We start from the raw sequence: 23,410 nt of genomic DNA on the forward strand, positions 1-23,410 counted from the left end.
CCACTTATCTTGTTATTAGGTTGCCATGTTTCACGTGGAACATTTTTAGTTCTCGTTTCATGGGTTCCACCACAGCAGAAATACTTTCAGATAAAATTGAAGAAATAAATATTTGAGAACTGCAATGAGTCAATAACTGACCCACTTTCTCTTTTGTATCTTCGCTTAGCTCTGAAGGTAAATCATCTATTAGCAATATAGATTGCTTATCTGTCTCTGACTCAATCAAACTATTTTGCGTTACTTTTAACGCATACAACAATAGCTTTAACTGCCCGCGTGAGAATACATTCTCAACACTGCTGCCAGCGACACTAAAACTAAAATCAGCCTTATGAGGGCCTTTACTAGTAAAGCCTTGGCGAGCATCTCGCTCAAAGCTTTGCTCTAACGCATCAGAAAGAGATTCGGCCTCTTTCCAGCCTGCATTAAAGCTAATTTCTAGATCGCGTATTAGCGTTAATTCTGCACACATTTTATCAAAAAACTGCTGCTTAAACCTAGTTATATACGCGATTCTTAATTTATTTATTTGTTCAGCCAGTCTAACAAATTCTTTATCCCAAAACTTGATTTGGTCAAAATAATTCTTAGGCTTAGATTTCAACAATGCATTGCGCTGTTTTAGCACTTTATTAAACGATTGCCACAAGAAAAAAAACTCATGTTCCACGTGGAACAAACCTAAGTCTAAAAACTTTCTGCGCTCTTTAGGGCCACCAAAAAATAATGAATAGCTTTCTGGTGTGATAACTTGCACAGGCATAAGTTGAGCAAGTTCAGATACTTTTCGACTCGCCTTACCCTGTATTTTTAAATTGGTTTCACCCGTTTGGGTTTTACTTATCCCTATTGGAATAGATAAATCGTGTAACGCTTTTCGGCCATGAATAACAAACTGATCTTGTTGATGAGCGATGATGCTTTTATGTTTAGAGGTTCGGAAAGATTTGCCGTGAGAAAGGTAATAAATAGCCTCTAAAAGGCTGGTTTTTCCGCTGCCGTTTTCACCATAAATTATATTAACGCCATTAACTGGTTCTAGCGTCAGTGCCTCAATATTACGAAAATATTTGAGGCTCAAATGACTTAAGCTCATTATGTATTTATGATCTTATAAACGCATTGGCATAACAACGTACATAGCTTCTTCATCGCCAGCACCTTCTATAAGTGCACTACTGTTTGAATCGGCAAGGGTAAATAATACATCTTCGGTTTTTAATGTATTTAATACATCTAATACATAAGAGACATTAAAGCCTATTTCTAGGTCATCACCCTCGTACATTACTTCAACCACTTCTTCAGCTTGCTCTTGCTCTGGGTTGTTGGCTGTAATTTTTAATAAACCGTTTGATAAATTTAAGCGTACACCACGAAACTTTTCGTTCGATAAAATCGACACACGCTGAAAAGCATTACGAAGCCATTCACGATTCGCGGTAATTACCTTATCGCCACCGCGCGGCAAAACACGACGGTAATCAGGGAATCGACCATCAACTAATTTACTCGTAAAGGTAAACTCAATATCAATAATACGAATATGGTTGGCACCAAACTGAATAGTTACCAGCTCTTGATCGGCAACCATTAGACGCATAATTTCTTGCACGCCTTTGCGCGGTATAATTAATTGGCGCTGTGTATTTAACGACTGGCCTAGTTGTTTTTGTGCAATAGCTAAACGGTGCCCATCAGTGGCAACTGTCTTTATGTCGCTGTTATCAACTTCAAACGACATGCCGTTTAAGTAATAACGCACATCTTGGTTTGCCATTGAAAAGTGTGTGCTTTCAAGTAATTTACGCAACTCTAAACGTGTTAGTTGAAACTCAACCTCACCATCCCACTGCTCTAAATTAGGAAAATCTTCAGCAGCTAAAGTGGTCAATGAAAAACGACTTTTACCACTGGTTAAAAGTAGCTGATGGTCTTGCAAGCTTAAAGTAAGATCAGACCCATCCGGTAAACTTTTACAAATATCGAGTAATTTTTTAGCCGGTAATGTGAGTTTAGTATCGGCAACATCGTCACCCACAAATACACTCGCCACTAATTCAATTTCAAGGTCAGTCCCTGTCATTGAAAGCTGGCCATTTTCTACCACGAGCAATACGTTAGATAAAATAGGTAACGTATGCTTACGCTCAATGGCACCCGATACTTGTACCAATGGTTTTAAAAACTGTTCTCTTGATATTGTTATTTGCATAATAAAGTCAGCCCTAAGATGACAATGTTCTTATTAAGTTTTGGTAATCTTCTTTAATCTCGTGGCTTTCGTCACGTAATGATTTAACTTTGCGACACGCGTGCAGTACTGTTGTATGGTCACGCCCACCAAAAGCATCCCCAATCTCAGGTAAGCTGTGATTAGTGAGTTCTTTAGATAATGCCATAGCAACTTGGCGAGGCCTTGCTATAGAGCGGCTACGGCGCTTAGACAGTAAATCAGATACACGTATTCTATAGTATTCTGCAACCGTACGTTGAATGTTGTCTATGGTGACTAGTTTGTCTTGCAGCGCTAATAAATCACGCAGTGCTTCTTTTACAAAGTCGATAGAAATTGGGCGGCCGGTAAAGTTTGCGTTAGCAATTACACGGTTTAATGCACCTTCAAGCTCACGTACGTTTGAGCGTAATTTTTTCGCAATAAAAAATGCCACTTCATGCGGTAAGTTAATTTTACTTTGCTGGGCTTTTTTCATCAAAATAGCAACGCGTGTTTCAAGCTCTGGCGGCTCAATCGCGATGGTTAATCCCCAACCAAAACGAGATTTAAGACGATCTTCAACCCCTTCAATCTCTTTAGGGTAACGGTCAGAGGTTAAAATAATTTGTTGGTTACCTTCTAATAATGCATTAAAGGTATGAAAGAATTCTTCTTGAGAACGTTCTTTATTAGCAAAAAATTGAATGTCATCAATCATTAATGCGTCAACACTACGGTAATAACGCTTAAACTCTTCGATCGCATTATTTTGCAGTGCTTTAACCATGTCTTGAACGAAACGTTCTGAATGCATGTAAACAATTTTAGCATCGGGCTTATTGGCCATAATACCGTTGCCTACCGCATGTAATAAATGCGTCTTACCTAAGCCTGTACCACCGTAAATAAATACAGGGTTAAATGCAGAGCCAGGGTTGTCTGCTACCTGAGTGGCAGCCGCTTTTGCTAATTGGTTAGATTTACCCTCAACAAAGCTATCAAAGGTATAGTTTTCTTTAATGTTTGATTTATAACCAGATTTAGGAGCTGGTTCTACAACCGGTTTTTGTTCTCGAGGTTGTTGTTTTGCCGTTGATTGCGTGCTTGGGGCTGATTGTGTTTCAACCACCGGTGCAGCTTGTGCATTTAATAGCGGCTTACTACCTACATCAAAACGTAACTCGGGTGCTTCTACACCACAAATTTCTACCAATAATTCATTTATTCTATTTAAGTACTTCTCTCTCACCCAATCAAGTACGAAACGATTAGGCGCATAAATCGTCAAGGTATCTTCGGTACTTTCTGCTTGAAGTGGTCTGACCCACATACTGAATTGCTGCGAAGGCAATTCATCTTGCAATACATATAAACAACTTTGCCAAACCGACAGATACACAGTAAAACTCCCAGAGATATAATTTTTATTCCCGCACATCAATAATGATTCAAAAATCACACCTGTATTGCGTTTAAATGGCTCAATAAGCAGCCCAAGACCGACTATTATGAATGCACTTTATCCACAAGTAAAAGATTGATTTTTGTAAAATTGTTGATATCGATGTATAAATATAATAACAGACTGATTCTAATAGCTTTTTATTTTAAAGCTTGATTAGAGATCATAACAAAACTGGCAGCAGATCGCGACCACAATTTACGATCTAATTTACTTTTCCCATGCTTTTATTCACTTTTTATACAGGGGCTGTGGAAAACTTCTTATTTATGATGATCCTATCGGATCATGAAAATTGATCATAAATAAACATGCTTTACGCACTCTATTATGATTGACTTTTCGTCACTTCATCTATAATATCTCGCGCTCGCAATGGCACCTGTGCCAGGATCGCGACCTGCATAGGATGTTTTAACTTTAACCGATCGGATGAGATTGTTATGAAAAGAACTTTTCAACCTAGCGTTTTAAAACGCAAACGTACACACGGTTTCCGTGCTCGTATGGCAACTGTAAATGGCCGTAAAGTATTAGCTCGTCGCCGTGCTAAAGGCCGCAAAGTTCTTTCTGCTTAATTTATAAGTGGAAGACTTTAGCTTTGGCAGGGAGTTACGTCTGTTAACTCCCTCGCATTACTCTCGCATATTTAACGAACCCGCTCGGGCTGCAACTCCTTTCTTTACCTTATTAGCAAAACCAAGTGACCAGTCTAAACCTAGGTTAGGCCTTACTGTTGCTAAAAAACGTGTAAAAAAGGCATGTCAACGAAACCGTATTAAACGTCTTGCTCGCGAAAGTTTTCGTTTAAACCAACACACGCTCGATAATATTGATATTGTGTTGATGGTTAAAAGTGGCATTGATGAACAGTCTAATGAAGAATTAACCAAACAACTTACAAAGCTGTGGCGTAAGATTAATGAACGCTGCAAACCTGGTGCCCCTAAACCGCCACCATTTAAAAAACGCCCAAACAAATCAGCTAAATCGACTAAACAAACCCAATAGCAATAGAATTACAGGGTTAATTAAGGTATCTTTAGCTCACCTTTTAATCATGCGTTTAAAATCTCATAGTGAGTCTTTAAATACATGGTATCTATTCACTAAACATAACGTAGGGGCATGTACAACATGAGGTTACTTAAACCACTTGCTGCTTTACCAACACGTTGTTTAGTTTTATTTATCCGCGGTTATCAAAAGTGGATTAGCCCGCTATTAGGTCCGCATTGTCGTTTTAATCCAACGTGCTCTAGTTACGCTATTCAAGCAATTAATTTGCATGGATCGGTAAAAGGGTGTTGGTTAGCTGTTAAACGCATATTAAAATGCCATCCTTTACATTCAGGCGGAGACGACCCCGTTCCTGAAAAATTAACCCGTATTAACCACCAACACGAGAAATAAGAGCTGTTATGGAATCGCAACGCACGTTTTTATTCATCGGCCTAATGCTAGTGTCGTTTTTATTATTTCAAGAGTGGAATAATGACTACAACACACCAAAAGCCGATCCTAGTGCCACTACACAAACACTAAAAGCAAATTCACCAGAATCAGATGATTATGTTCCAGCTTCATCAGACTCAGGTTTTCCTGCTTCAACTACTTTAGCTAAGCGCGCTGTTATAAATATTACAACAGACGTGTTTAAAGTAAAAATTGACACCAAAGGCGGTGACATTGTTGAAACAGACTTAATTGATTATAAAGAAACCAAAGGCAGTGATGTTCCTTACATGCTACTGGGTGAGTTTGATGGTAAACAATACTTTTCACAAAGTGGCTTAATAGGTTTAAATGGTCCAGATGCATCAGCAAATGGGCGTCCTACTTACCAATCAGAACAAACTTCTTATACTTTAACGGGTGATGAGCTTCGTGTTCCTCTTCAGTTTACTGATAGTAACGGTGTAAGTTTCACTAAAACCTATGTATTCAAAAAGGGTCAATATGATGTTGGCTTAGAATATAAAGTTAACAACACCACTAGCTCGCCAGTACAAGTTCAGCTTTACACACAAATAAAGCGTACCGTACAAGAAAAAGGCAGTATGGTTGATCAAAACTATTTAGGGGCTGCATACGGTACTGATGAAGAAAAATACGAAAAGTATAGTTTTTCAGATATGGCCGATAAAAACCTAAATAAAAATACTCAAGGTGGTTATGTTGCCTTTATTCAGCATTACTTTGTAAGTGCTTGGGTACCAATGCAAGATCAAACTAATACTCTTTATAGTTTAATTACTAAAAGTAATGCGGCTATTATTGGTGTTAAAGACGAAGCGGTTAATGTTCAAGCTGGTAGTGAGCAAGTACTTACTGCAACTTATTACATGGGCCCTAAAGAGTCAGATAAACTTGAAGCCATTCATCCAGACCTAGACTTAACAGTTGATTATGGTTGGTTGTTTTTCATTTCGCAGCCGTTATTTGTGCTACTTAAATGGTTACACAGTATTTTAGGTAACTGGGGTGTAGCAATTATTGCCATCACTATTATCGTTAAAACATTAATGTACCCACTGACTAAAGCACAGTACACCTCAATGGCTAAAATGCGTGCGTTACAGCCTAAGATGAAGGCGCTAAAAGAAAAGTATGGCGATGATCGTCAAAAATTCGGCCAAGCGACTATGGAAATGTACCGTAAAGAAAAAGTGAACCCTATGGGTGGCTGTTTCCCTATTTTACTGCAAATGCCAATCTTCTTAGCCTTGTTCTATGTATTCTTAGAGTCTACAGAACTTCGTCACGCTGAATTTGTACTTTGGTTAACTGACCTTTCTGCAAAAGACCCATACTACGTATTACCAATTTTATTTGGTGCGAGTATGTTCATAACGCAAAAACTACAACCTATGACGGTTACCGATCCAATGCAGCAAAAAATGATGACCTTTATGCCGGTTATCTTCTCTGTATTCTTCTTATGGTTCCCATCTGGTTTAGTACTTTACTGGTTAGTGTCTAACCTTATTTCTATTGTCCAGATGTTAATCATCTACCGTGGCATGGAAAAGAAAGGAATTAAAGTAAGGGGCGATTAAACTCCCTACTTATATAAAGGCGACTTAGGTCGCCTTTTTTATTGCCTATTTTTTATAACAGCATTCGCGAGTGCCTATTTGATAGGTTACAATACCGCCATTACGTTATTTAAGTTGGCAAATAAACCGCATGATCAATCACGATACAATTGCAGCACAAGCCACTGCCCCAGGCCGAGGCGGTGTTGGTATTATTCGCGTTTCAGGAAACCTAGCCAAACAGGTTGCTGAAAAAATAATAGGCAAAGTCCCTAAAGTTCGTTATGCCGACTATGTGCCATTTAACACCCTTGCAGGTCAGCAACTTGACCAAGGTATTGCGATTTACTTTGCTGGCCCACACTCATTTACCGGTGAAGACGTACTCGAACTCCAAGGCCATGGTGGCCCTGTTGTTCTTGATATGCTACTCAAAGAAATAAGTAAAATAGACGGTGTGCGTTTAGCTAAACCAGGTGAATTCTCTGAGCGTGCGTTTATGAACGACAAGCTTGATTTAACTCAAGCAGAAGCAATCGCCGACTTAATTAATGCAACTAGCGAGCAAGCCGCTAAAAGTGCTCTACAATCACTTCAAGGGCAATTCTCTAAGCACATAGAAACCTTAGTTGAAAAAGTCATTCACTTACGTATGTATGTGGAAGCAGCTATTGATTTCCCTGACGAAGAAATCGATTTTTTATCAGACGGAAAAGTGGGTGGTGATTTAAATGCCATCATCGAGCAGCTTAATGCCGTAACCAATCAAGCCAAACAAGGCAGCATAATGCGCGAAGGTATGCGCGTCGTTATTGCTGGTCGCCCTAATGCAGGTAAATCAAGCTTACTTAATGCATTAGCAGGGCGAGAAGCGGCTATCGTAACTGAAATAGCCGGCACCACACGTGACGTATTACGTGAGCATATACATATAGATGGTATGCCACTACATATAATAGATACCGCAGGCCTACGAGAAAGCCCAGATAAGGTAGAGCAAATAGGCATTGAACGTGCCTGGGATGAAATAAACCAAGCCGATCGGGTACTATTTATGCTTGATGGCACCGACACCATTGATACCGATCCACATGCTATTTGGCCTGAATTTATGGCTAAGTTACCCCAAGGTATGGGCGTGACTGTGATCAGAAATAAAGCCGATTTATCGGGTGATACGGTTGGTATGGATCAAGAGCAACAATATCCAGTCATCAGTTTAAGCGCTAAAAATGCTGATGGTATAGAGTTAGTTCGTACTCACTTAAAAGCCTGCATTGGTTTTGATGGTGCTACAGAAGGTGGTTTTATGGCACGCCGTCGTCACTTAGATGCACTAGAACATGCTGCGTATCATTTAGATACAGGTAAAACACAATTAGAGATGCATGTGGCCGGTGAAATCCTCGCGGAAGAACTGCGTTTAACACAACAGTATCTTAACGAAATAACTGGTGAATTTACTTCTGATGATTTGCTTGGCAAAATTTTCAGCTCGTTCTGTATCGGTAAATAATTGAACTAATAATTTAATCATTAAGGGCACCTAGGTGCCCTTTTTAATGCCCTACTATTTTTAATATCGACTCGCCAAAATGTATTTTAATAACTCACTTTAAAAACCAAACAGACTAAAAAATACAGCTAAATTGCACCAATATTAGCCTCCATTTATGTTTAAAAATGTGTTTAAGGCAGATGAGCTAAACCTATAATCACACCAAACAACAGATAAACTACCTACATTAATAGTAAAAATTAAGCTTATTTCACCCTAAAAGAGAACCTATTACATTAGTTTTCCAAGCTTGGGCATAGGTAATTATCAAACCATAAAAATAAAACGTACCTAAAAAGTAAGTTTGCTCGCCACTCCACCAGCAAAATATAGTTATTTTCTTAGTTTAAATTGATGAAGATTATTTTTTTGCAGATCAGTTATCCACAATTTTGGGTTTTACTGCCTTAAAAATGAGTTAAAAACGATAAAAAGTAAAAATATGCTGTGTTTAAATCAGTTAAATAGCGATTTTTAGAAAATAAAAATGGATTTTTAGTCTGATCTGCATAAATAGATCATTTTTTAAAATTATTTTCGATCCCAACTTTAAGTTATCAACATGCTTTGTATCCACACTAAGATCAACACGCCTTTATCTATAAATTTGTACTAGCTGGTGGTTAACACTCAATATAAAATCAATAACTTAGCAAATTATTAATAATATTGGTTTTTAGTTAAGCAGAGCTTTCCCCAACCTTATCAACAACTTGATCAGAAGATTACATTTAAAGATATTTTGTTAAATCATTAATAATCAATAAGTTAAGCAAGCAATTAATACCAAGGCTTAAATTACCACAAAAATAGTTATACAAAATAACACTCTTAACTTTACTGTTATACTCACTGAGCTATCATAGGCAGCAATTAAAACTAATAGTGATCAGCCATATTCATGAGTTCAGTAAATATTATCGTTGGTAGTCAAATGGGATCCGCCGAGTACGTTGCAGAGCAGTTAAATGATGCACTTAACAACCAAGGGATTAATAGCCAACTACATGATCAACCTGAATTTAATGAAATAGATCAACAAAATACTATTTGGTTAGTTTGTACATCGACCTACGGTGCGGGTGATTACCCTGACAACCTGATTGGTTTTATCGAACAAGTATCGCAAGTGGATGATCTTTCGCATTTAAAGTATTCGGTTATTGCACTTGGCGATACTAGTTATGACACTTATAACCTTGCAGGGCGTAATGTAGATACTCTTTTAAGCCAAAAAGGCGCTGTAAAAGTAGCACAACGTTTAGAGCTTAATATTCTTGATGAAGCACTGCCCGAAGATACGGCCTTAGCTTGGTTAGACTCATGGATAGCACAGACAGGTTTAAAATAGAAAGATCAAGCGAAAAGTTATAAATAAAGTTACCCACAATTTGCTAATAATTTAATAAGTTTTGTGGATAAACACTGATTAAACTGCTTTTTTAGCCATGCTTATCCATGGGATAAGATCGAGACTTGATCGGCCTGTGTATAACAGCCTGTTTTGATCAGAGCTTATTTGCCTGAAGATCCGATCATACTAACACCTTTAGATCCGATCTAATTATATGTTTTTAATCATGATCTAAAGCTTATCAACAGAAAACCCGATCAGTAGTAGTAATAGTATTAAAAGATCTCTTTAAAAGATCCTTTATATTATTAGAGATCACTTACTTAGATCTTGAGCACTGTTTAATCATTTATCTTCTGCTAATTTCTAGGTAGAATACGCTCCCTTTTGAAGTTTACTGGTTTGATTTAAGTAGGATCCCATTAATGATTTTTCACGAAAATTTTGACGTTATCGTAGTAGGTGGTGGACATGCAGGCACTGAAGCCGCATTGGCAGCTGCCCGTATGGGGATGAATACCCTGCTGCTGACTCACAATATGGATACCCTTGGTCAAATGTCTTGTAACCCAGCAATTGGTGGCATTGGCAAAGGCCATCTGGTTAAAGAAATTGATGCCCTAGGTGGCGCAATGGCGCAAGCTATTGACAAAGGCGGGATCCAATTCCGCACGCTTAATTCTTCTAAAGGCCCTGCTGTACGAGCGACGCGTGCACAAGCGGATCGTGCCTTGTACAAAGCGGCTATTCAAAACACACTTCAAAACCAAGAAAACTTAAAGATTTTTCAACAATCATGTGATGATCTAATCGTTGAAAATGATCGTGTAACCGGTGTGGTGACACAAATGGGTTTGCGTTTTAATGCACCGAGTGTGGTACTAACCGTGGGCACATTCTTAGGCGGTCAAATTCATATCGGCCTTGAAAATTTCAAAGGTGGCCGAGCTGGCGATCCGCCTTCAATTGCCTTAGCTGATCGCTTACGTGAATTACCATTTAGAGTAGATCGTTTAAAAACCGGCACGCCACCGCGTATTGATGCCCGGACTGTTGATTTTAGTAAAATGCAAGAACAACCAGGTGATGCACCAACACCGGTATTCTCATTTATGGGTAAACAAAGCGACCACCCACAACAAATTCCGTGTTACATCACTTACACCAATGAAAAAACACATGATGTTATTCGCAAAAACTTACATCGCTCACCTATGTACTCAGGTGTTATCGAAGGAATAGGCCCACGTTACTGTCCGTCTATTGAAGATAAAATTGTACGTTTTGCAGATAAAGATAAACACCAGATATTTGTAGAGCCAGAAGGTTTAACGTCATACGAGTTATACCCTAACGGTATTTCAACTAGCTTACCGTTCGATGTACAGTTAGAAATTGTGCAATCGATCACCGGCTTTGAGAAGGCACACATTTGTCGTCCTGGCTATGCTATTGAATATGACTTTTTTGATCCACGCGATTTAAAACAATCATTAGAAACAAAGTTTATTGATGGCTTATTTTTTGCTGGTCAAATTAATGGTACTACCGGTTACGAAGAAGCGGGTGCGCAAGGTCTTATCGCAGGTATGAATGCAGCATTACAAGTACAAGGTAAAGAGTCGTGGACACCACGTCGTGATGAAGCCTATGTTGGCGTACTGATTGACGACTTAGCAACACTAGGTACAAAAGAACCGTACCGTATGTTTACTAGCCGCGCTGAATACCGTTTGCTACTTCGTGAAGACAACGCTGATATTCGTTTAACTGAAAAAGGTCGTGAACTAGGTTTAGTTAATGATGAACGTTGGCAAGCATTCAACGAAAAAATGGAAGTGATCGCTAAAGAGAAACAGCGTATTAAAGATACCTGGATCCATAAAGATCATGCCATGGTTAATAAAGTAAACGAATTACTTAAAACGCCACTTGTGCGTGAAGCTAGCTTAGAAGAATTACTGCGTCGTCCAGAAGTGCGTTATAACGACTTGATGGCGATTGAAGGACTCGGATCTGAGTTCACTAATCAGGCCGCTCTAGAACAGGTTGAAATTCATACGAAGTACGCAGGTTATATCGCGCGTCAACAAGATGAGATCAATAAGCAGCTTCGTCATGAAGAAACAATTTTACCAAAAGAGTTTGATTATAAAACCGTCTCTGGTTTATCAAACGAAGTAGTTGCTAAGCTAATTGATGCTCGTCCAGACACTATCGGCCAAGCTTCGCGTATTTCTGGTATCACCCCAGCGGCGATTTCGCTATTATTAGTGTATCTGAAGAAGCAAGGCTTGTTACGCAAAACTGCGTAACGGTAAAGGTACATTGTGTTACAGCAACAATTAACAACTTTGTTAGCGCAAACTGATATTGCGCTAACACAAAAACAACAGCAACAACTTGTCCGCTATGTTGAATTACTCGATAAGTGGAATAAAGCCTACAATTTAACCTCGGTACGTTTGCCTCAAGAAATGATGGTTAAACATATAATGGATAGCTTAGTTGTTGCTCCTCACTTGACCGGTCATCATTATATTGATGTTGGCACAGGTCCTGGTTTACCAGGCATAGTGTTAGCTATTGCCTTACCTGAAACGCAGTTTGTATTATTAGATAGTTTAGGTAAACGTGTACGTTTTTTAATGCATGTTAAACATGAGCTTGGCCTTGATAATGTCACCCCGGTGCAGTCAAGAGTTGAAGAATATCAACCAAGTGTTAAATTAGATGGCGTACTAAGTCGTGCATTTGCATCGTTACAAGATATGATTGACTGGTGCTCGCACTTAATTGATCATTCAGGTAAGTTCATTGCACTTAAAGGGGTATTTCCAAGTGAGGAATTAGACTCACTCCCTACAGGTGTTAAGTTTGAGCAAAAAATTGCATTAGAAGTACCGGATTTAGATGCACAACGACATTTAATAATTCTTTCTAAAGACTAGGGATCAGAGACACTGTGGCAAAAGTCATCGCATTAGCAAATCAAAAAGGTGGAGTAGGTAAAACTACCACTGCCGTTAATCTCGCTGCATCTATGGCTGCAACGAAGCGTAAAGTGCTGTTAATAGATCTCGACCCGCAAGGCAATGCGACCATGGGCAGTGGCGTCGACAAATATGGTGACGTCCCTACTATCTATGACTTGCTCATAGAAGATAAGCCTATTGATGAAGTGATTATTAAAGAAACCTCAGGCGAATATCATATGATTGCTGCAAACGGTGATGTGACCGCTGCAGAAGTTAAGCTGATGGAATTATTTGCGCGAGAAGTACGTTTGCGTAACGCGCTTGAAAAAATACAAGATCAGTATGAGTTTATTTTTATAGACTGCCCGCCTTCTTTAAATATGTTAACCGTTAATGCCATGGCCGCTGCCGATTCTATTTTAGTACCTATGCAATGTGAATATTATGCATTGGAAGGATTAACAGCGTTAATGGACACGATTACGCAACTTGCTAAGTTAGTTAACCCTAACTTACAGATTGAAGGCATACTTCGTACTATGTACGATCCGCGTAATCGACTAGCAAATGATGTATCAGAACAATTAAAACAACATTTTGGCGATAAAGTATACCGTACGGTGATCCCACGTAATGTTCGACTTGCAGAAGCCCCAAGTTTTGGTGCCCCAGCAATGTACTACGATCGAGCATCAAGTGGCGCGAAAGCTTATTTAGCTCTCGCTGGTGAAATGCTACGCAGAAAAGAAAAAACAACTCCCGTTGTCGCCTAACTTTGAGGTAAAAAAATAACATGTCTGCTAAAAAACGAGGTTTAGGCCGAGGACTCGATGCGCTTTTAAGTTCATCTAAACCTGCACCAAGCGAAGGTAAGGAACAGGATACTGCTAACGTAACCAGCGCAGTTGAAAATGCAGCGCAGCCTAGCAACAGTGAATTACAAAAACTACCGATCGAGCTTTTACACTCAGGTAAATACCAACCTCGTAAAGACATGTCTGAAGAGGCACTCGAAGAACTCGCCAGTTCGATACGCTCACAAGGAATTATTCAACCTATCGTTGTACGCCCTGTTGCGCATAACAGCTATGAGATTATTGCCGGTGAACGTCGCTGGCGTGCTGCGCAAATAGCTAAGCTTGAGTTTGTACCCTGTATTATTAAAGATGTACCTGATGAAGCTGCCGTTGCTATTGCTCTGATTGAAAATATTCAGCGTGAAGACTTAAACGCTATGGAAGAAGCGATTGCACTTAATCGGTTGCTTAATGAGTTTGAGTTAACACATCAACAAGTGGCTGATGCAGTTGGTAAATCACGTACGACCGTGACTAACTTATTACGCTTAAATAATCTAAATAACGATGTAAAGATATTGTTAGAGCATGGTGACATTGAAATGGGTCACGCTCGTTGCTTATTAGCACTCGAAGGCGAAGTGCAATCAGATGCAGCCCGTTTAGCTGTTGCAAAGGCATTGACCGTTCGCGAAACTGAAAAACTAGTACGCTCTATTTTAGAGCCAGCTCCAGCAAAAGAAGTAATAGAAAAAGACCCAGATGTTAAACAGTTAGAGCAGCAGCTTGCTGATAACCTAGGGGCAAAGGTAGAAATAAATTACAACAAAAAAGGCAAAGGGAAGTTGGTTATTTCTTACACTAATCTTGACGAGTTAGACGGTATTTTAAACCGTATCAATCAAGACTATTCCCACCATTAATTTATTGGATGTCTAAAAAGGGACATTTACAGCGATTTTGTGTTACAAAGCACCTACTCAAGTTGCAAAACTGGCAGGATTAAGTATAATTTCGCCAGTTTTCATACCCTGACAATTAGAGCGTCATAAAGGTTAATTAAAAGTGACTAATAAGTTAGCAAGCCCGTATAGGCTTGCCGCATTAAAATTAATTTGCCTTCAGGGATTTGTAGCCCTTTTAGCTGCACTAATAATTTTTATAGGTTGGGAAACCAATGCCGCACTTTCAGCTCTAGCTGGTGGCGCAGTCGCAGTACTTCCTAACTTTGTATTTGCGCTTTATGCATTCAGATATATGGGTGCAAGTCGAGCAAATCAAGCGTATGCCTCGTTGAAACGCGGCAACGGATTAAAATTTATGCTAACAATCGTTTTGTTTGCACTAATGCTAAAGCTTTATCCGGTAGTACTGCTACCTTTCTTTTGTGCTTATGTGTTGGTGTTGTTTACAGGATTGTTTACACCCGTTTTTTTTAAACATTAACTTTTGGGATATAACATGGCTGCAGAAGAAGTTACTCTATCTAGCCATATTCAGCACCACTTAACCAATGCTAAGATGTGCTCGACCGACGCTGGTCTTGCCTTCAATAAAGCATGTACGGATAGTGGCTTCTGGACATGGCATATAGATACCCTCGCATGGTCTATCGGACTAGGTCTAATATTTTTATGGATCTTCCGTAGTGCCGCAAAAAAATCAACTCTGGGTGTACCTGGAAAACTTCAATGTTTCATTGAAATGGTTGTTGAGTTCGTTGGCGACAACGTACGCGATACCTTCCACGGTAAAAGTAAGCTAATTGCACCATTAGCATTAACAATATTCGTTTGGATATTCTTAATGAACTTAATGGATTTAATCCCAGTTGACTTCCTACCTGCATTTGCTGGCTTTGTTGGCGAAACTGCATTCGGTATGGATTCACACGACGTATACATGAAAATTGTACCAACTACAGATATCAACATGACAGCTGCACTTGCGCTGGGCGTGTTCATTCTAATGATTGGTTACTCAATTAAAATCAAAGGTATCGGCGGTTTTATTAAAGAACTAACACTTCACCCGTTTAGTTCAAACAATACAGCTATGCAGATTCTTTTAATCCCATTCAACCTATTACTAGAACTTATCGCATTGGTTTCTAAGCCGTTTTCACTGGCACTGCGTTTGTTCGGTAACTTATATGCAGGTGAATTAATCTTCATCCTTATAGGTGCTATAGGTTTAATGCAACTACCGTTGCACTTTGTGTGGGCTGTATTCCATATCTTGGTAATTGTATTGCAAGCATTCGTATTCATGATGCTAACAATCGTATACCTAAGCATGGCAAGTTCGGATAATCACTAATTTATAACTTTTAATTTTTACTTTTAATTACAATTGAAACTTTGGAGAAAAAAATGGAACTAGTATTAGGTCTTAAGTACATCGCAGTAGCTTTACTTATCGGCTTCGGTGCAATCGGCACAGCAATCGGTTTTGGTAACATGGGCGGTAAATTCCTTGAAGCATGTGCGCGTCAACCTGAGCTTGCACCATCGCTACAAGTTAAAATGTTTATCCTTGCTGGTCTAATCGATGCTGTAGCAATGATTGGTGTTGGTATCGCGATGGTATTGTTGTTCGTACTTTAATTTTATTTTTTGAACAGCTTACTATTTAAGGAGGAGCGGTTGTGAACTTAAACGCCACTCTTATCGGTGAATTAATTGCGTTTACGGTGTTCGTATTATTTTGTATGAAATACGTATGGCCACCACTAAACGGTGCAATTGAAGCTCGCCAGAAGAAAATCGAAGATGGTTTAGCTGCCTCTGATAGAGCCGAGAAAGACTTAGAACTAGCGCAACAGAAAGCTGCAGAACAGCTTAAAGATGCAAAGGCTCAAGCGGCTGATATCATTGATCAAGCTAAAAAGCGTGCCGTGCTAATTGTTGACGAAGAAACTGTTCGTGGTCAGCAAGAGCGTGAAAAAATTATTGCTCAAGGGCACTCTGAAATTGAATCAGAGCGTAACCGTGTGACAGAAGAGCTACGTAAGCAAGTAGCAACTCTGGCAGTGGTTGGCGCAGAAAGAATTTTAGAGCGCGAAATCAATCAAGCCGCACATAGTGACATCGTTGAAAAACTTGTCGCTGAGCTGTAATTAGGAGGGTATGAGCATGTCTGAATTGACTACTATCGCTCGCCCATACGCTAAAGCGGCTTTTGAACTTGCCGTTGAAAAAGGCGCTATTGAAAGCTGGAATGACATGTTGTTCTTTGCTGGCCACGTTGCCAGCAATGAACAGGCATCTACCATTTTAGCTGGATTGCCTACTGCTACCGCACAAGCTGAGTTATTTATTAACTTATGTGGTGAGCAGCTCAACGAACAAGGTCAGAACCTAGTTAAGGTGATGGCTGAAAATGGACGTTTGATTGCACTACCTGAAGTTGCCCATTTATTTTCTGCTTTAAAAGCAGACTATGAAAAAGAAATCGATATTGATGTGATTTCGGCAACACCTCTTGCTGCAGCCCAGCAAGAATCATTGGTAGCGGCACTTGAAAAACGTTTCGCACGCAAAGTTAAGCTGAATTGTAGTGAAGACGCTACAGTAGTTGGCGGCCTTATTATTAAGGCAGGCGACACTGTAATTGACGGCTCTTTACGCGGTAAATTAAATCGCTTAGCCACAACACTACAATCGTAATTGGGAAAAAGAGCATGCAACTTAATTCCACTGAAATTTCAGATCTGATCAAACAACGTATTGAGAAGTTCGAAGTTGTAAGTGAAGCTCGTAACGAAGGTACAATTGTATCTGTTACTGACGGTATCATTCGCATCCACGGTCTAGCTGACTGTATGCAAGGTGAGATGATTGAGCTTCCTGGCAACCGTTATGCTATCGCACTAAATCTTGAGCGCGACTCAATTGGTGCAGTAGTAATGGGTCCTTACGCTGACCTTACAGAAGGCGTAAAAGTATACACAACTGGTCGTATCTTAGAAGTTCCTGTTGGTACGGGTCTACTTGGTCGTGTTGTAAACACACTAGGTGCTCCTATCGATGGTAAAGGCGCTTTAGATAACGACGGGTTTGAACCTGTAGAAAAAATTGCACCAGGTGTAATCGAGCGTCAATCAGTAGATGAGCCAGTACAAACTGGTTACAAATCTATCGATGCGATGATTCCAGTTGGTCGTGGTCAGCGTGAGCTTGTTATCGGTGACCGCCAAACAGGTAAAACTGCACTAGCAATCGATGCAATCATCAACCAAAAAGACACAGGCGTTAAGTGTGTGTACGTAGCGGTTGGTCAAAAAGCATCTACTATTGCTAACGTAGTACGTAAATTAGAAGAGCACGGTGCACTTGCAAATACTATCGTAGTTGTAGCATCTGCTTCTGAATCTGCGGCACTTCAGTACTTAGCACCGTTCTCGGGCTGTACTATGGGTGAATACTTCCGTGATCGTGGTGAAAACGCATTAATCGTATATGATGATTTATCTAAGCAAGCTGTTGCTTACCGTCAAATCTCATTGCTACTTAAGCGTCCACCAGGCCGTGAAGCATACCCAGGTGACGTATTCTACCTTCACTCGCGTCTTTTAGAGCGTGCATCACGTGTAAACACTGATTACGTAGAAAAGTTCACTAATGGTGAAGTGAAAGGTAAAACAGGTTCATTGACGGCATTGCCTATCATTGAAACTCAAGGCGGCGACGTTTCTGCGTTCGTACCGACAAACGTTATCTCTATCACCGATGGTCAGATCTTCTTAGAAACTGACTTATTCAACTCAGGTATCCGTCCGGCAGTAAATGCTGGTATCTCGGTATCGCGTGTTGGTGGTGCTGCACAAACTAAAATCGTTAAGAAACTAGGTGGCGGTATCCGTCTAGCCCTAGCTCAGTACCGTGAATTAGCTGCGTTCTCGCAGTTCGCGTCTGACCTTGATGATGCTACTCGTGCTCAACTTGAGCATGGTGAGCGTGTGACAGAGCTAATGAAGCAGAAACAGTACGCGCCAATGTCTGTTGCTGAAATGTCTTTGTCGTTATTCGCAGCTGAGAAAGGTTACTTGCAAGACATCGAAATCTCTAAAATCATGGATTTCGAAGCGGCATTACTTTCTTTCGCAAATAGCACATACGCAGAGCTTATGGCTCAAATCAATGAAACTGGTAACTACAACGCCGAGATCGAAGCGCAGCTTAAAGAACTTCTAGAGAAGTGCAAGTCTACGCAAACTTGGTAATTTAGTTATTAATGGTGTGCTTTATATCCTAAAGCACACCTTGATTCGGAGAGAGAGTCATGGCCAGCGGAAAAGAGATTAAAAGCAAGATCGGCAGTATTAAAAATACTCAAAAGATCACTAGCGCAATGGAAATGGTTGCTGCGTCTAAAATGAAAAAGGCGCAAGAACGAGTGGCTTCAAGCCGTCCATACGCTGAAAAATTACGTAAAGTGATTGGTCGTGTTGCTCAAGCAAATCTTGATTTTACTCACCCGTTCTTAGAAGAACGTGAAGTAAAACGAGTTGGTTATATTGTTATCTCTACTGACCGTGGTCTATGTGGCGGCTTAAACTCAAATGAGTTTAAGAAAGTTGCATTAGATATTAAAGCGTGGAAAGAGAAAGGCGTAGATGCTGATTTTGCTACTTTAGGTAGTAAAGCAGCTGGCTTCTTTCAACGTTTTGGTGGTCAAGTGCTTGCTAAAAAAGCAGGTCTTGGAGATAAGCCTTCAGTACAGGACGTAATTGGTCCGGTAAAAATAATGCTAGATGCATTCTCTGAAGGTAAAATTGACCGTTTATTCCTGGTATATAACAACTTTGTTAATACCATGAAGCAAGAGCCAATAGTAGATCAGTTACTCCCTTTGCCAAAAGCTGAAGAAGAAGTATCTACACATGCGTGGGATTACTTATATGAACCAAATCCAGAGGCTATTTTAGAGTCTTTGTTAGTACGTTTCATTGAGTCTCAAGTATACCAAGGTGTAGTTGAAAACGCTGCCTCTGAACAGGCTGCCCGCATGGTTGCAATGAAAGCTGCAACTGATAATGCCGGTGACCTTATGGATGAGTTACAGCTTGTATATAACAAAGCTCGCCAAGCAGCAATCACACAAGAAATTAGTGAGATTTGTTCTGGTTCAGCAGCAGTTTAATGCTTCAGGCAAAGATTAACGAGAGGAATAGACATGAGTTTAGGTAAGGTCGTCCAAATTATCGGCGCCGTTGTGGATATCGAATTTCCACAAGACAGCGTGCCAGCCGTATATGACGCGCTAAAAGTAACAGATGGCGATTTAGCTGGTTTGACTTTAGAAGTTCAACAGCAGCTAGGTGGCGGTGTGGTACGTACTATCGCACTAGGTACTACAGACGGTTTACGTCGTGGTGCTTCAGTAGAAAACACAGGCGAAGCAATTCAAGTTCCAGTTGGTACTAAGACCCTAGGTCGTATCATGAACGTACTTGGTGAGCCAATTGATGAAGCAGGTCCAATCGGTGAAGACGAGCGTATGTCTATCCACCGTGCAGCACCTACTTACGAAGAGCAATCAAGCTCAGTTGAACTTTTAGAAACGGGTATCAAGGTAATCGACCTTGTATGTCCATTCGCTAAAGGTGGTAAAGTTGGTTTATTCGGTGGTGCCGGTGTTGGTAAAACCGTAAACATGATGGAACTTATCCGTAACATCGCAATCGAGCACAGCGGCTACTCAGTATTCGCAGGTGTTGGTGAGCGTACTCGTGAGGGTAACGATTTCTACCATGAGATGAACGATTCAAACGTACTTGATAAAGTATCGCTTGTATACGGTCAGATGAACGAGCCTCCAGGTAACCGTTTACGCGTAGCGTTAACAGGTCTTACTATGGCTGAGAAGTTCCGTGACGAAGGTCGCGACGTACTTTTCTTCGTAGATAACATCTACCGTTATACACTTGCGGGTACAGAAGTATCAGCACTTCTTGGTCGTATGCCATCAGCGGTAGGTTACCAGCCTACACTTGCTGAAGAAATGGGTGTACTTCAAGAGCGTATCGCATCTACTAAGACTGGTTCAATTACTTCAATCCAAGCGGTATACGTACCTGCGGATGATTTAACGGATCCATCTCCAGCAACAACGTTTGCTCACTTAGATGCAACAGTGGTACTTTCACGTGATATCGCATCACTAGGTATCTACCCAGCGGTAGACCCTCTTGATTCATCTTCACGTCAGCTTGATCCACAAGTAATCGGTGAAGAGCATTACGGTATAGCGCGCGGCGTTCAAACAGTTCTTCAGCGTTACAAAGAACTTAAAGACATCATCGCGATTCTAGGTATGGACGAGCTTTCTGACGAAGATAAGCAACTTGTATCTCGTGCACGTAAAATCCAGCGTTTCCTATCTCAGCCATTCTTCGTGGCAGAGGTATTTACAGGTGCGCCAGGTAAATACGTTTCACTTAAAGACACAATTGCAGGCTTCAAAGGTATCTTAAACGGTGAGTTTGATGATATGCCAGAGCAAGCGTTCTACATGGTTGGCTCTATTGAAGAAGCTCAAGAAAAAGCCAAAAGCATGTAATTAGGAGGGTAGTATGGCAGCTATGACTGTACATCTTGATGTAGTAAGTGCTGAAGAGAAATTATTTTCTGGTTTAGTAGAATCTATTCAAGTATCTGGTAGTGAAGGTGAGTTAGGTGTTAATGCCGGTCACGCCCCACTACTAACTGCCCTTAAACCTGGTATGGTACGTTTAGTTAAGCAATTTGGTGAAGAAGAACTCATCTATATTGCTGGCGGTACACTAGAAGTTCAACCGAACATAGTGACCGTACTTGCTGATACAGCTGTTCGTGGTGAAGACCTGGACGAGAAAGCTGCAGAGCAAGCTAAACGTGACGCTGAATCCCAAATGGCAAAAGGTGCATCTGCTGAGCTTGATTACAATCAAGCCGCAATGCAACTAGCTGAAGCAATTGCTCAGCTACGCGTTATTCAGCAATTACGTAAAAAGTAAGCCTATCTGGTTTTTAAAAGCCCACTTTATGTGGGCTTTTTTGTGCCTGATGATAAATCCTGTCGCTATTTGTAAATAAATTAATCGTTATGGCTAATATCTCTTCATTATTACTTATATCTACGCAAGATCCTCGCTACAATAACCCTATTCTATTAGGTGTTACTTTGCTTAAGTTAAGATTCAGTAGTCATTGCTTAGCCTACTGAGTATTTGCACATGATGTGACTTACGTAATCTACTTTGCAGCACACTTATTCTATTAAGCTAAAACAACGGAAAAAGGAAATTGTTTTAATGGCTCTAACAACGGTTATTCTTGCAGCGGGTAAAGGTACCCGTATGCGCTCTGCTCTGCCTAAGGTACTGCATAAAGTGGCAGGTAAACCTATGGTGCAACATGTTATCGATAATGCCAATGCGCTAGGTGCTACATCGACTAACTTAGTTTATGGTCACGGCGGCGAACTATTACAACAACAATTAGCCGATAATAACGTAAACTGGGTGCTGCAAGCTGAACAGCTAGGTACAGGCCACGCAGTGGCACAAGCTAACCCACATATAAATGACGACGACACCGTACTGGTTTTATACGGTGACGTACCTTTAACAAAGCAATCTACACTTGAACGCTTATTAGCAGCGACACCTAAAAATGGCTTAGCAGTATTAACCGTTAATTTAGCAAACCCAAATGGTTACGGGCGTATGCTACGTGTTGATGGAAAGCTAGTGGGTATTGTTGAACAAAAAGATGCTAATGCAGAGCAGTTACTTATTAACGAAGTAAACACCGGCATTATGGCGGTTAATGGTAAGCTTTTAAAAACATGGTTAGGTAACTTGTCTAACAATAATGCTCAAGGTGAATACTACCTAACAGATATAGTTGCTATGGCGCATAGTGAAGGCGTAGAAATTACATCAGCACAGCCTGATCATCCAATGGAAGTTGAAGGTGCAAATAACCGCGTACAACTTGCAGGATTAGAGCGTGCTTACCAAGCATGGCAAGCAGAAGACTTGATGTTAAATGGAGCCACCCTTGCTGACCCTGCACGTATTGACGTACGTGGCGACGTTAAAACAGGTGAAGATGTCCTCATCGATATCAACGTTATTTTTGAAGGCAATGTAACGCTTGGTAATAACGTACAAATTGGACCTAACTGTGTACTTAAAAACTGTAGCATTGGCGATAATGTTATTATTAAAGCCAATACACTAATTGAAGATGCATCAGTTGCGGCTCAATGTACACTCGGTCCATACGCCCGCCTTCGTCCTGGTGCAGTAATGGAAGAAGACTCGCACATTGGCAATTTTGTCGAAATGAAAAAAACCCGTTTAGGCAAAGGTTCTAAAGCAAACCACTTAAGTTACTTAGGTGATGCTGAAATTGGCGAGAAAGTGAATATTGGCGCAGGCACAATTACCTGTAACTACGATGGGGTTAATAAAGCAAAAACCATTATTGGCAATAATGCCTTTATAGGCTCTAACTCATCACTGGTTGCTCCTGTAAATATTGGTGCTACAGCAACTGTGGGTGCAGGCTCTGTTATTACCAATGCCGTAGCGGATGATCAGCTAGCCGTAGCACGTGGCAAGCAACGTAATTTAGATGGTTGGAAACGCCCAGTTAAAAAATAGTAATGACCATTACTTATTAAATATTTAAAGCGAGTTTTATAACTCGCTTTTTTATTGTCTAAATATTTTTAATTAATTAGATTACTCAATAACGTATATAAAATATAACTGAAGGAAGTGCGGCATGTCAGCTTATGCTCGTCGTGCAATCGTTGAAAGGAAACCCGAAGCTAGTTAAAAAGTATATTATCAGGTAATGGTCTATTCATTATTAATAAAGTACTGAGTGAAGACCCTTATGGAATATTCGGTACATTATTTGGAGTTCCGAGCATAAAAGTATTATGAAATATTTAAATGGGAAAAAGCAAGTAAGAGTGGCAGAAACCTCGCTTTTAAAGAATTAT

Annotated in this window: 23 protein-coding genes; 20 read left to right on the forward strand and 3 right to left on the reverse strand. The window is 40.2% G+C overall.

The genetic code is table 11. The features are described from left to right. Window positions 1-4: 4 nt before the first annotated feature. Genes recF through dnaA form a run of 3 tightly spaced genes read right to left on the reverse strand, consistent with a single transcriptional unit; the run spans window position 5 to window position 3,620 of the window. Window positions 5-1,099: a DNA replication/repair protein RecF gene (gene recF, locus ACZ5WS_RS03460; RefSeq protein ID WP_055013149.1), complete on the reverse strand. Its 1,095-nt coding sequence runs from the start codon at window positions 1,097-1,099 to the stop codon at window positions 5-7. Between the two features lie 15 nt (window positions 1,100-1,114). After that, on the reverse strand, window positions 1,115-2,218 hold the full coding sequence (gene dnaN, locus ACZ5WS_RS03465; RefSeq protein WP_008112965.1) for a DNA polymerase III subunit beta: 1,104 nt from the start codon (window positions 2,216-2,218) through the stop codon (window positions 1,115-1,117). Window positions 2,219-2,231: 13 nt separating this feature from the next. Then, complete coding sequence (gene dnaA, locus ACZ5WS_RS03470; protein WP_024601489.1) at window positions 2,232-3,620, reverse strand: chromosomal replication initiator protein DnaA; 1,389 nt, start codon at window positions 3,618-3,620, stop codon at window positions 2,232-2,234. A 506-nt stretch (window positions 3,621-4,126) separates the two neighbouring features. Here dnaA and rpmH point away from each other — a divergent pair. From rpmH to glmU, 20 genes are all read left to right on the forward strand, one after another. Next, window positions 4,127-4,261 carry a 50S ribosomal protein L34 gene (gene rpmH, locus ACZ5WS_RS03475; protein WP_008112968.1) on the forward strand — a complete coding sequence of 45 codons (135 nt, stop codon included), beginning with the start codon at window positions 4,127-4,129 and terminating at the stop codon, window positions 4,259-4,261. Window positions 4,262-4,268: 7 nt separating this feature from the next. Further along, window positions 4,269-4,694, forward strand: coding sequence for a ribonuclease P protein component (gene rnpA / locus ACZ5WS_RS03480; RefSeq protein WP_008467046.1), 426 nt, complete (start codon window positions 4,269-4,271; stop codon window positions 4,692-4,694). 126 nt (window positions 4,695-4,820) lie between these two features. Beyond that, window positions 4,821-5,096, forward strand: a complete 276-nt coding sequence (yidD, locus tag ACZ5WS_RS03485; protein WP_008112973.1) for a membrane protein insertion efficiency factor YidD — start codon at window positions 4,821-4,823, stop codon at window positions 5,094-5,096. A gap of 8 nt (window positions 5,097-5,104) precedes the next feature. Further along, window positions 5,105-6,742 (forward strand): membrane protein insertase YidC, encoded by a 1,638-nt coding sequence (gene yidC, locus ACZ5WS_RS03490; protein ID WP_464710659.1) that lies wholly within the window; start codon window positions 5,105-5,107, stop codon window positions 6,740-6,742. Window positions 6,743-6,872: 130 nt separating this feature from the next. Beyond that, window positions 6,873-8,237, forward strand: coding sequence for a tRNA uridine-5-carboxymethylaminomethyl(34) synthesis GTPase MnmE (mnmE, locus tag ACZ5WS_RS03495; RefSeq protein ID WP_464710661.1), 1,365 nt, complete (start codon window positions 6,873-6,875; stop codon window positions 8,235-8,237). Window positions 8,238-9,180: 943 nt separating this feature from the next. Then, window positions 9,181-9,630 carry an FMN-binding protein MioC gene (gene mioC, locus ACZ5WS_RS03500; protein WP_008112109.1) on the forward strand — a complete coding sequence of 150 codons (450 nt, stop codon included), beginning with the start codon at window positions 9,181-9,183 and terminating at the stop codon, window positions 9,628-9,630. Between the two features lie 428 nt (window positions 9,631-10,058). Continuing rightward, complete coding sequence (mnmG, locus tag ACZ5WS_RS03505) at window positions 10,059-11,948, forward strand: tRNA uridine-5-carboxymethylaminomethyl(34) synthesis enzyme MnmG (RefSeq protein WP_464710663.1); 1,890 nt, start codon at window positions 10,059-10,061, stop codon at window positions 11,946-11,948. A gap of 15 nt (window positions 11,949-11,963) precedes the next feature. Then, a complete protein-coding gene (gene rsmG, locus ACZ5WS_RS03510; protein WP_008112113.1) occupies window positions 11,964-12,584 on the forward strand; it encodes a 16S rRNA (guanine(527)-N(7))-methyltransferase RsmG in 621 nt (206 codons plus the stop codon). Window positions 12,585-12,598: 14 nt separating this feature from the next. Beyond that, the gene (locus tag ACZ5WS_RS03515; protein ID WP_008112117.1) at window positions 12,599-13,384 is read left to right on the forward strand and encodes a ParA family protein; all 786 of its coding nucleotides are present in this window, start codon (window positions 12,599-12,601) and stop codon (window positions 13,382-13,384) included. 20 nt (window positions 13,385-13,404) lie between these two features. Beyond that, the gene (locus tag ACZ5WS_RS03520) at window positions 13,405-14,331 is read left to right on the forward strand and encodes a ParB/RepB/Spo0J family partition protein (RefSeq protein WP_075169486.1); all 927 of its coding nucleotides are present in this window, start codon (window positions 13,405-13,407) and stop codon (window positions 14,329-14,331) included. 142 nt (window positions 14,332-14,473) lie between these two features. Next, window positions 14,474-14,854 (forward strand): ATP synthase subunit I, encoded by a 381-nt coding sequence (locus tag ACZ5WS_RS03525; RefSeq protein WP_008112121.1) that lies wholly within the window; start codon window positions 14,474-14,476, stop codon window positions 14,852-14,854. A 15-nt stretch (window positions 14,855-14,869) separates the two neighbouring features. Further along, complete coding sequence (gene atpB, locus ACZ5WS_RS03530; protein WP_138626155.1) at window positions 14,870-15,727, forward strand: F0F1 ATP synthase subunit A; 858 nt, start codon at window positions 14,870-14,872, stop codon at window positions 15,725-15,727. Between the two features lie 53 nt (window positions 15,728-15,780). Continuing rightward, window positions 15,781-16,014 carry a F0F1 ATP synthase subunit C gene (atpE, locus tag ACZ5WS_RS03535; protein ID WP_004335261.1) on the forward strand — a complete coding sequence of 78 codons (234 nt, stop codon included), beginning with the start codon at window positions 15,781-15,783 and terminating at the stop codon, window positions 16,012-16,014. A 41-nt stretch (window positions 16,015-16,055) separates the two neighbouring features. Further along, window positions 16,056-16,526, forward strand: a complete 471-nt coding sequence (gene atpF / locus ACZ5WS_RS03540; RefSeq protein WP_008112130.1) for a F0F1 ATP synthase subunit B — start codon at window positions 16,056-16,058, stop codon at window positions 16,524-16,526. 16 nt (window positions 16,527-16,542) lie between these two features. After that, window positions 16,543-17,076, forward strand: a complete 534-nt coding sequence (gene atpH, locus ACZ5WS_RS03545; RefSeq protein WP_008112132.1) for a F0F1 ATP synthase subunit delta — start codon at window positions 16,543-16,545, stop codon at window positions 17,074-17,076. Between the two features lie 14 nt (window positions 17,077-17,090). Beyond that, window positions 17,091-18,632, forward strand: coding sequence for a F0F1 ATP synthase subunit alpha (gene atpA, locus ACZ5WS_RS03550; protein WP_464710669.1), 1,542 nt, complete (start codon window positions 17,091-17,093; stop codon window positions 18,630-18,632). A 59-nt stretch (window positions 18,633-18,691) separates the two neighbouring features. Continuing rightward, window positions 18,692-19,552: a F0F1 ATP synthase subunit gamma gene (gene atpG / locus ACZ5WS_RS03555; protein WP_008112136.1), complete on the forward strand. Its 861-nt coding sequence runs from the start codon at window positions 18,692-18,694 to the stop codon at window positions 19,550-19,552. Window positions 19,553-19,585: 33 nt separating this feature from the next. After that, window positions 19,586-20,971, forward strand: coding sequence for a F0F1 ATP synthase subunit beta (atpD, locus tag ACZ5WS_RS03560; protein WP_008112138.1), 1,386 nt, complete (start codon window positions 19,586-19,588; stop codon window positions 20,969-20,971). A 13-nt stretch (window positions 20,972-20,984) separates the two neighbouring features. Next, a complete protein-coding gene (locus ACZ5WS_RS03565; protein WP_464710672.1) occupies window positions 20,985-21,407 on the forward strand; it encodes a F0F1 ATP synthase subunit epsilon in 423 nt (140 codons plus the stop codon). A gap of 297 nt (window positions 21,408-21,704) precedes the next feature. Then, a complete protein-coding gene (gene glmU, locus ACZ5WS_RS03570; protein ID WP_178956823.1) occupies window positions 21,705-23,063 on the forward strand; it encodes a bifunctional UDP-N-acetylglucosamine diphosphorylase/glucosamine-1-phosphate N-acetyltransferase GlmU in 1,359 nt (452 codons plus the stop codon). Window positions 23,064-23,410: the final 347 nt, after the last annotated feature.

It is taken from the genome of Pseudoalteromonas sp. 11L1 (genome assembly GCF_055397545.1).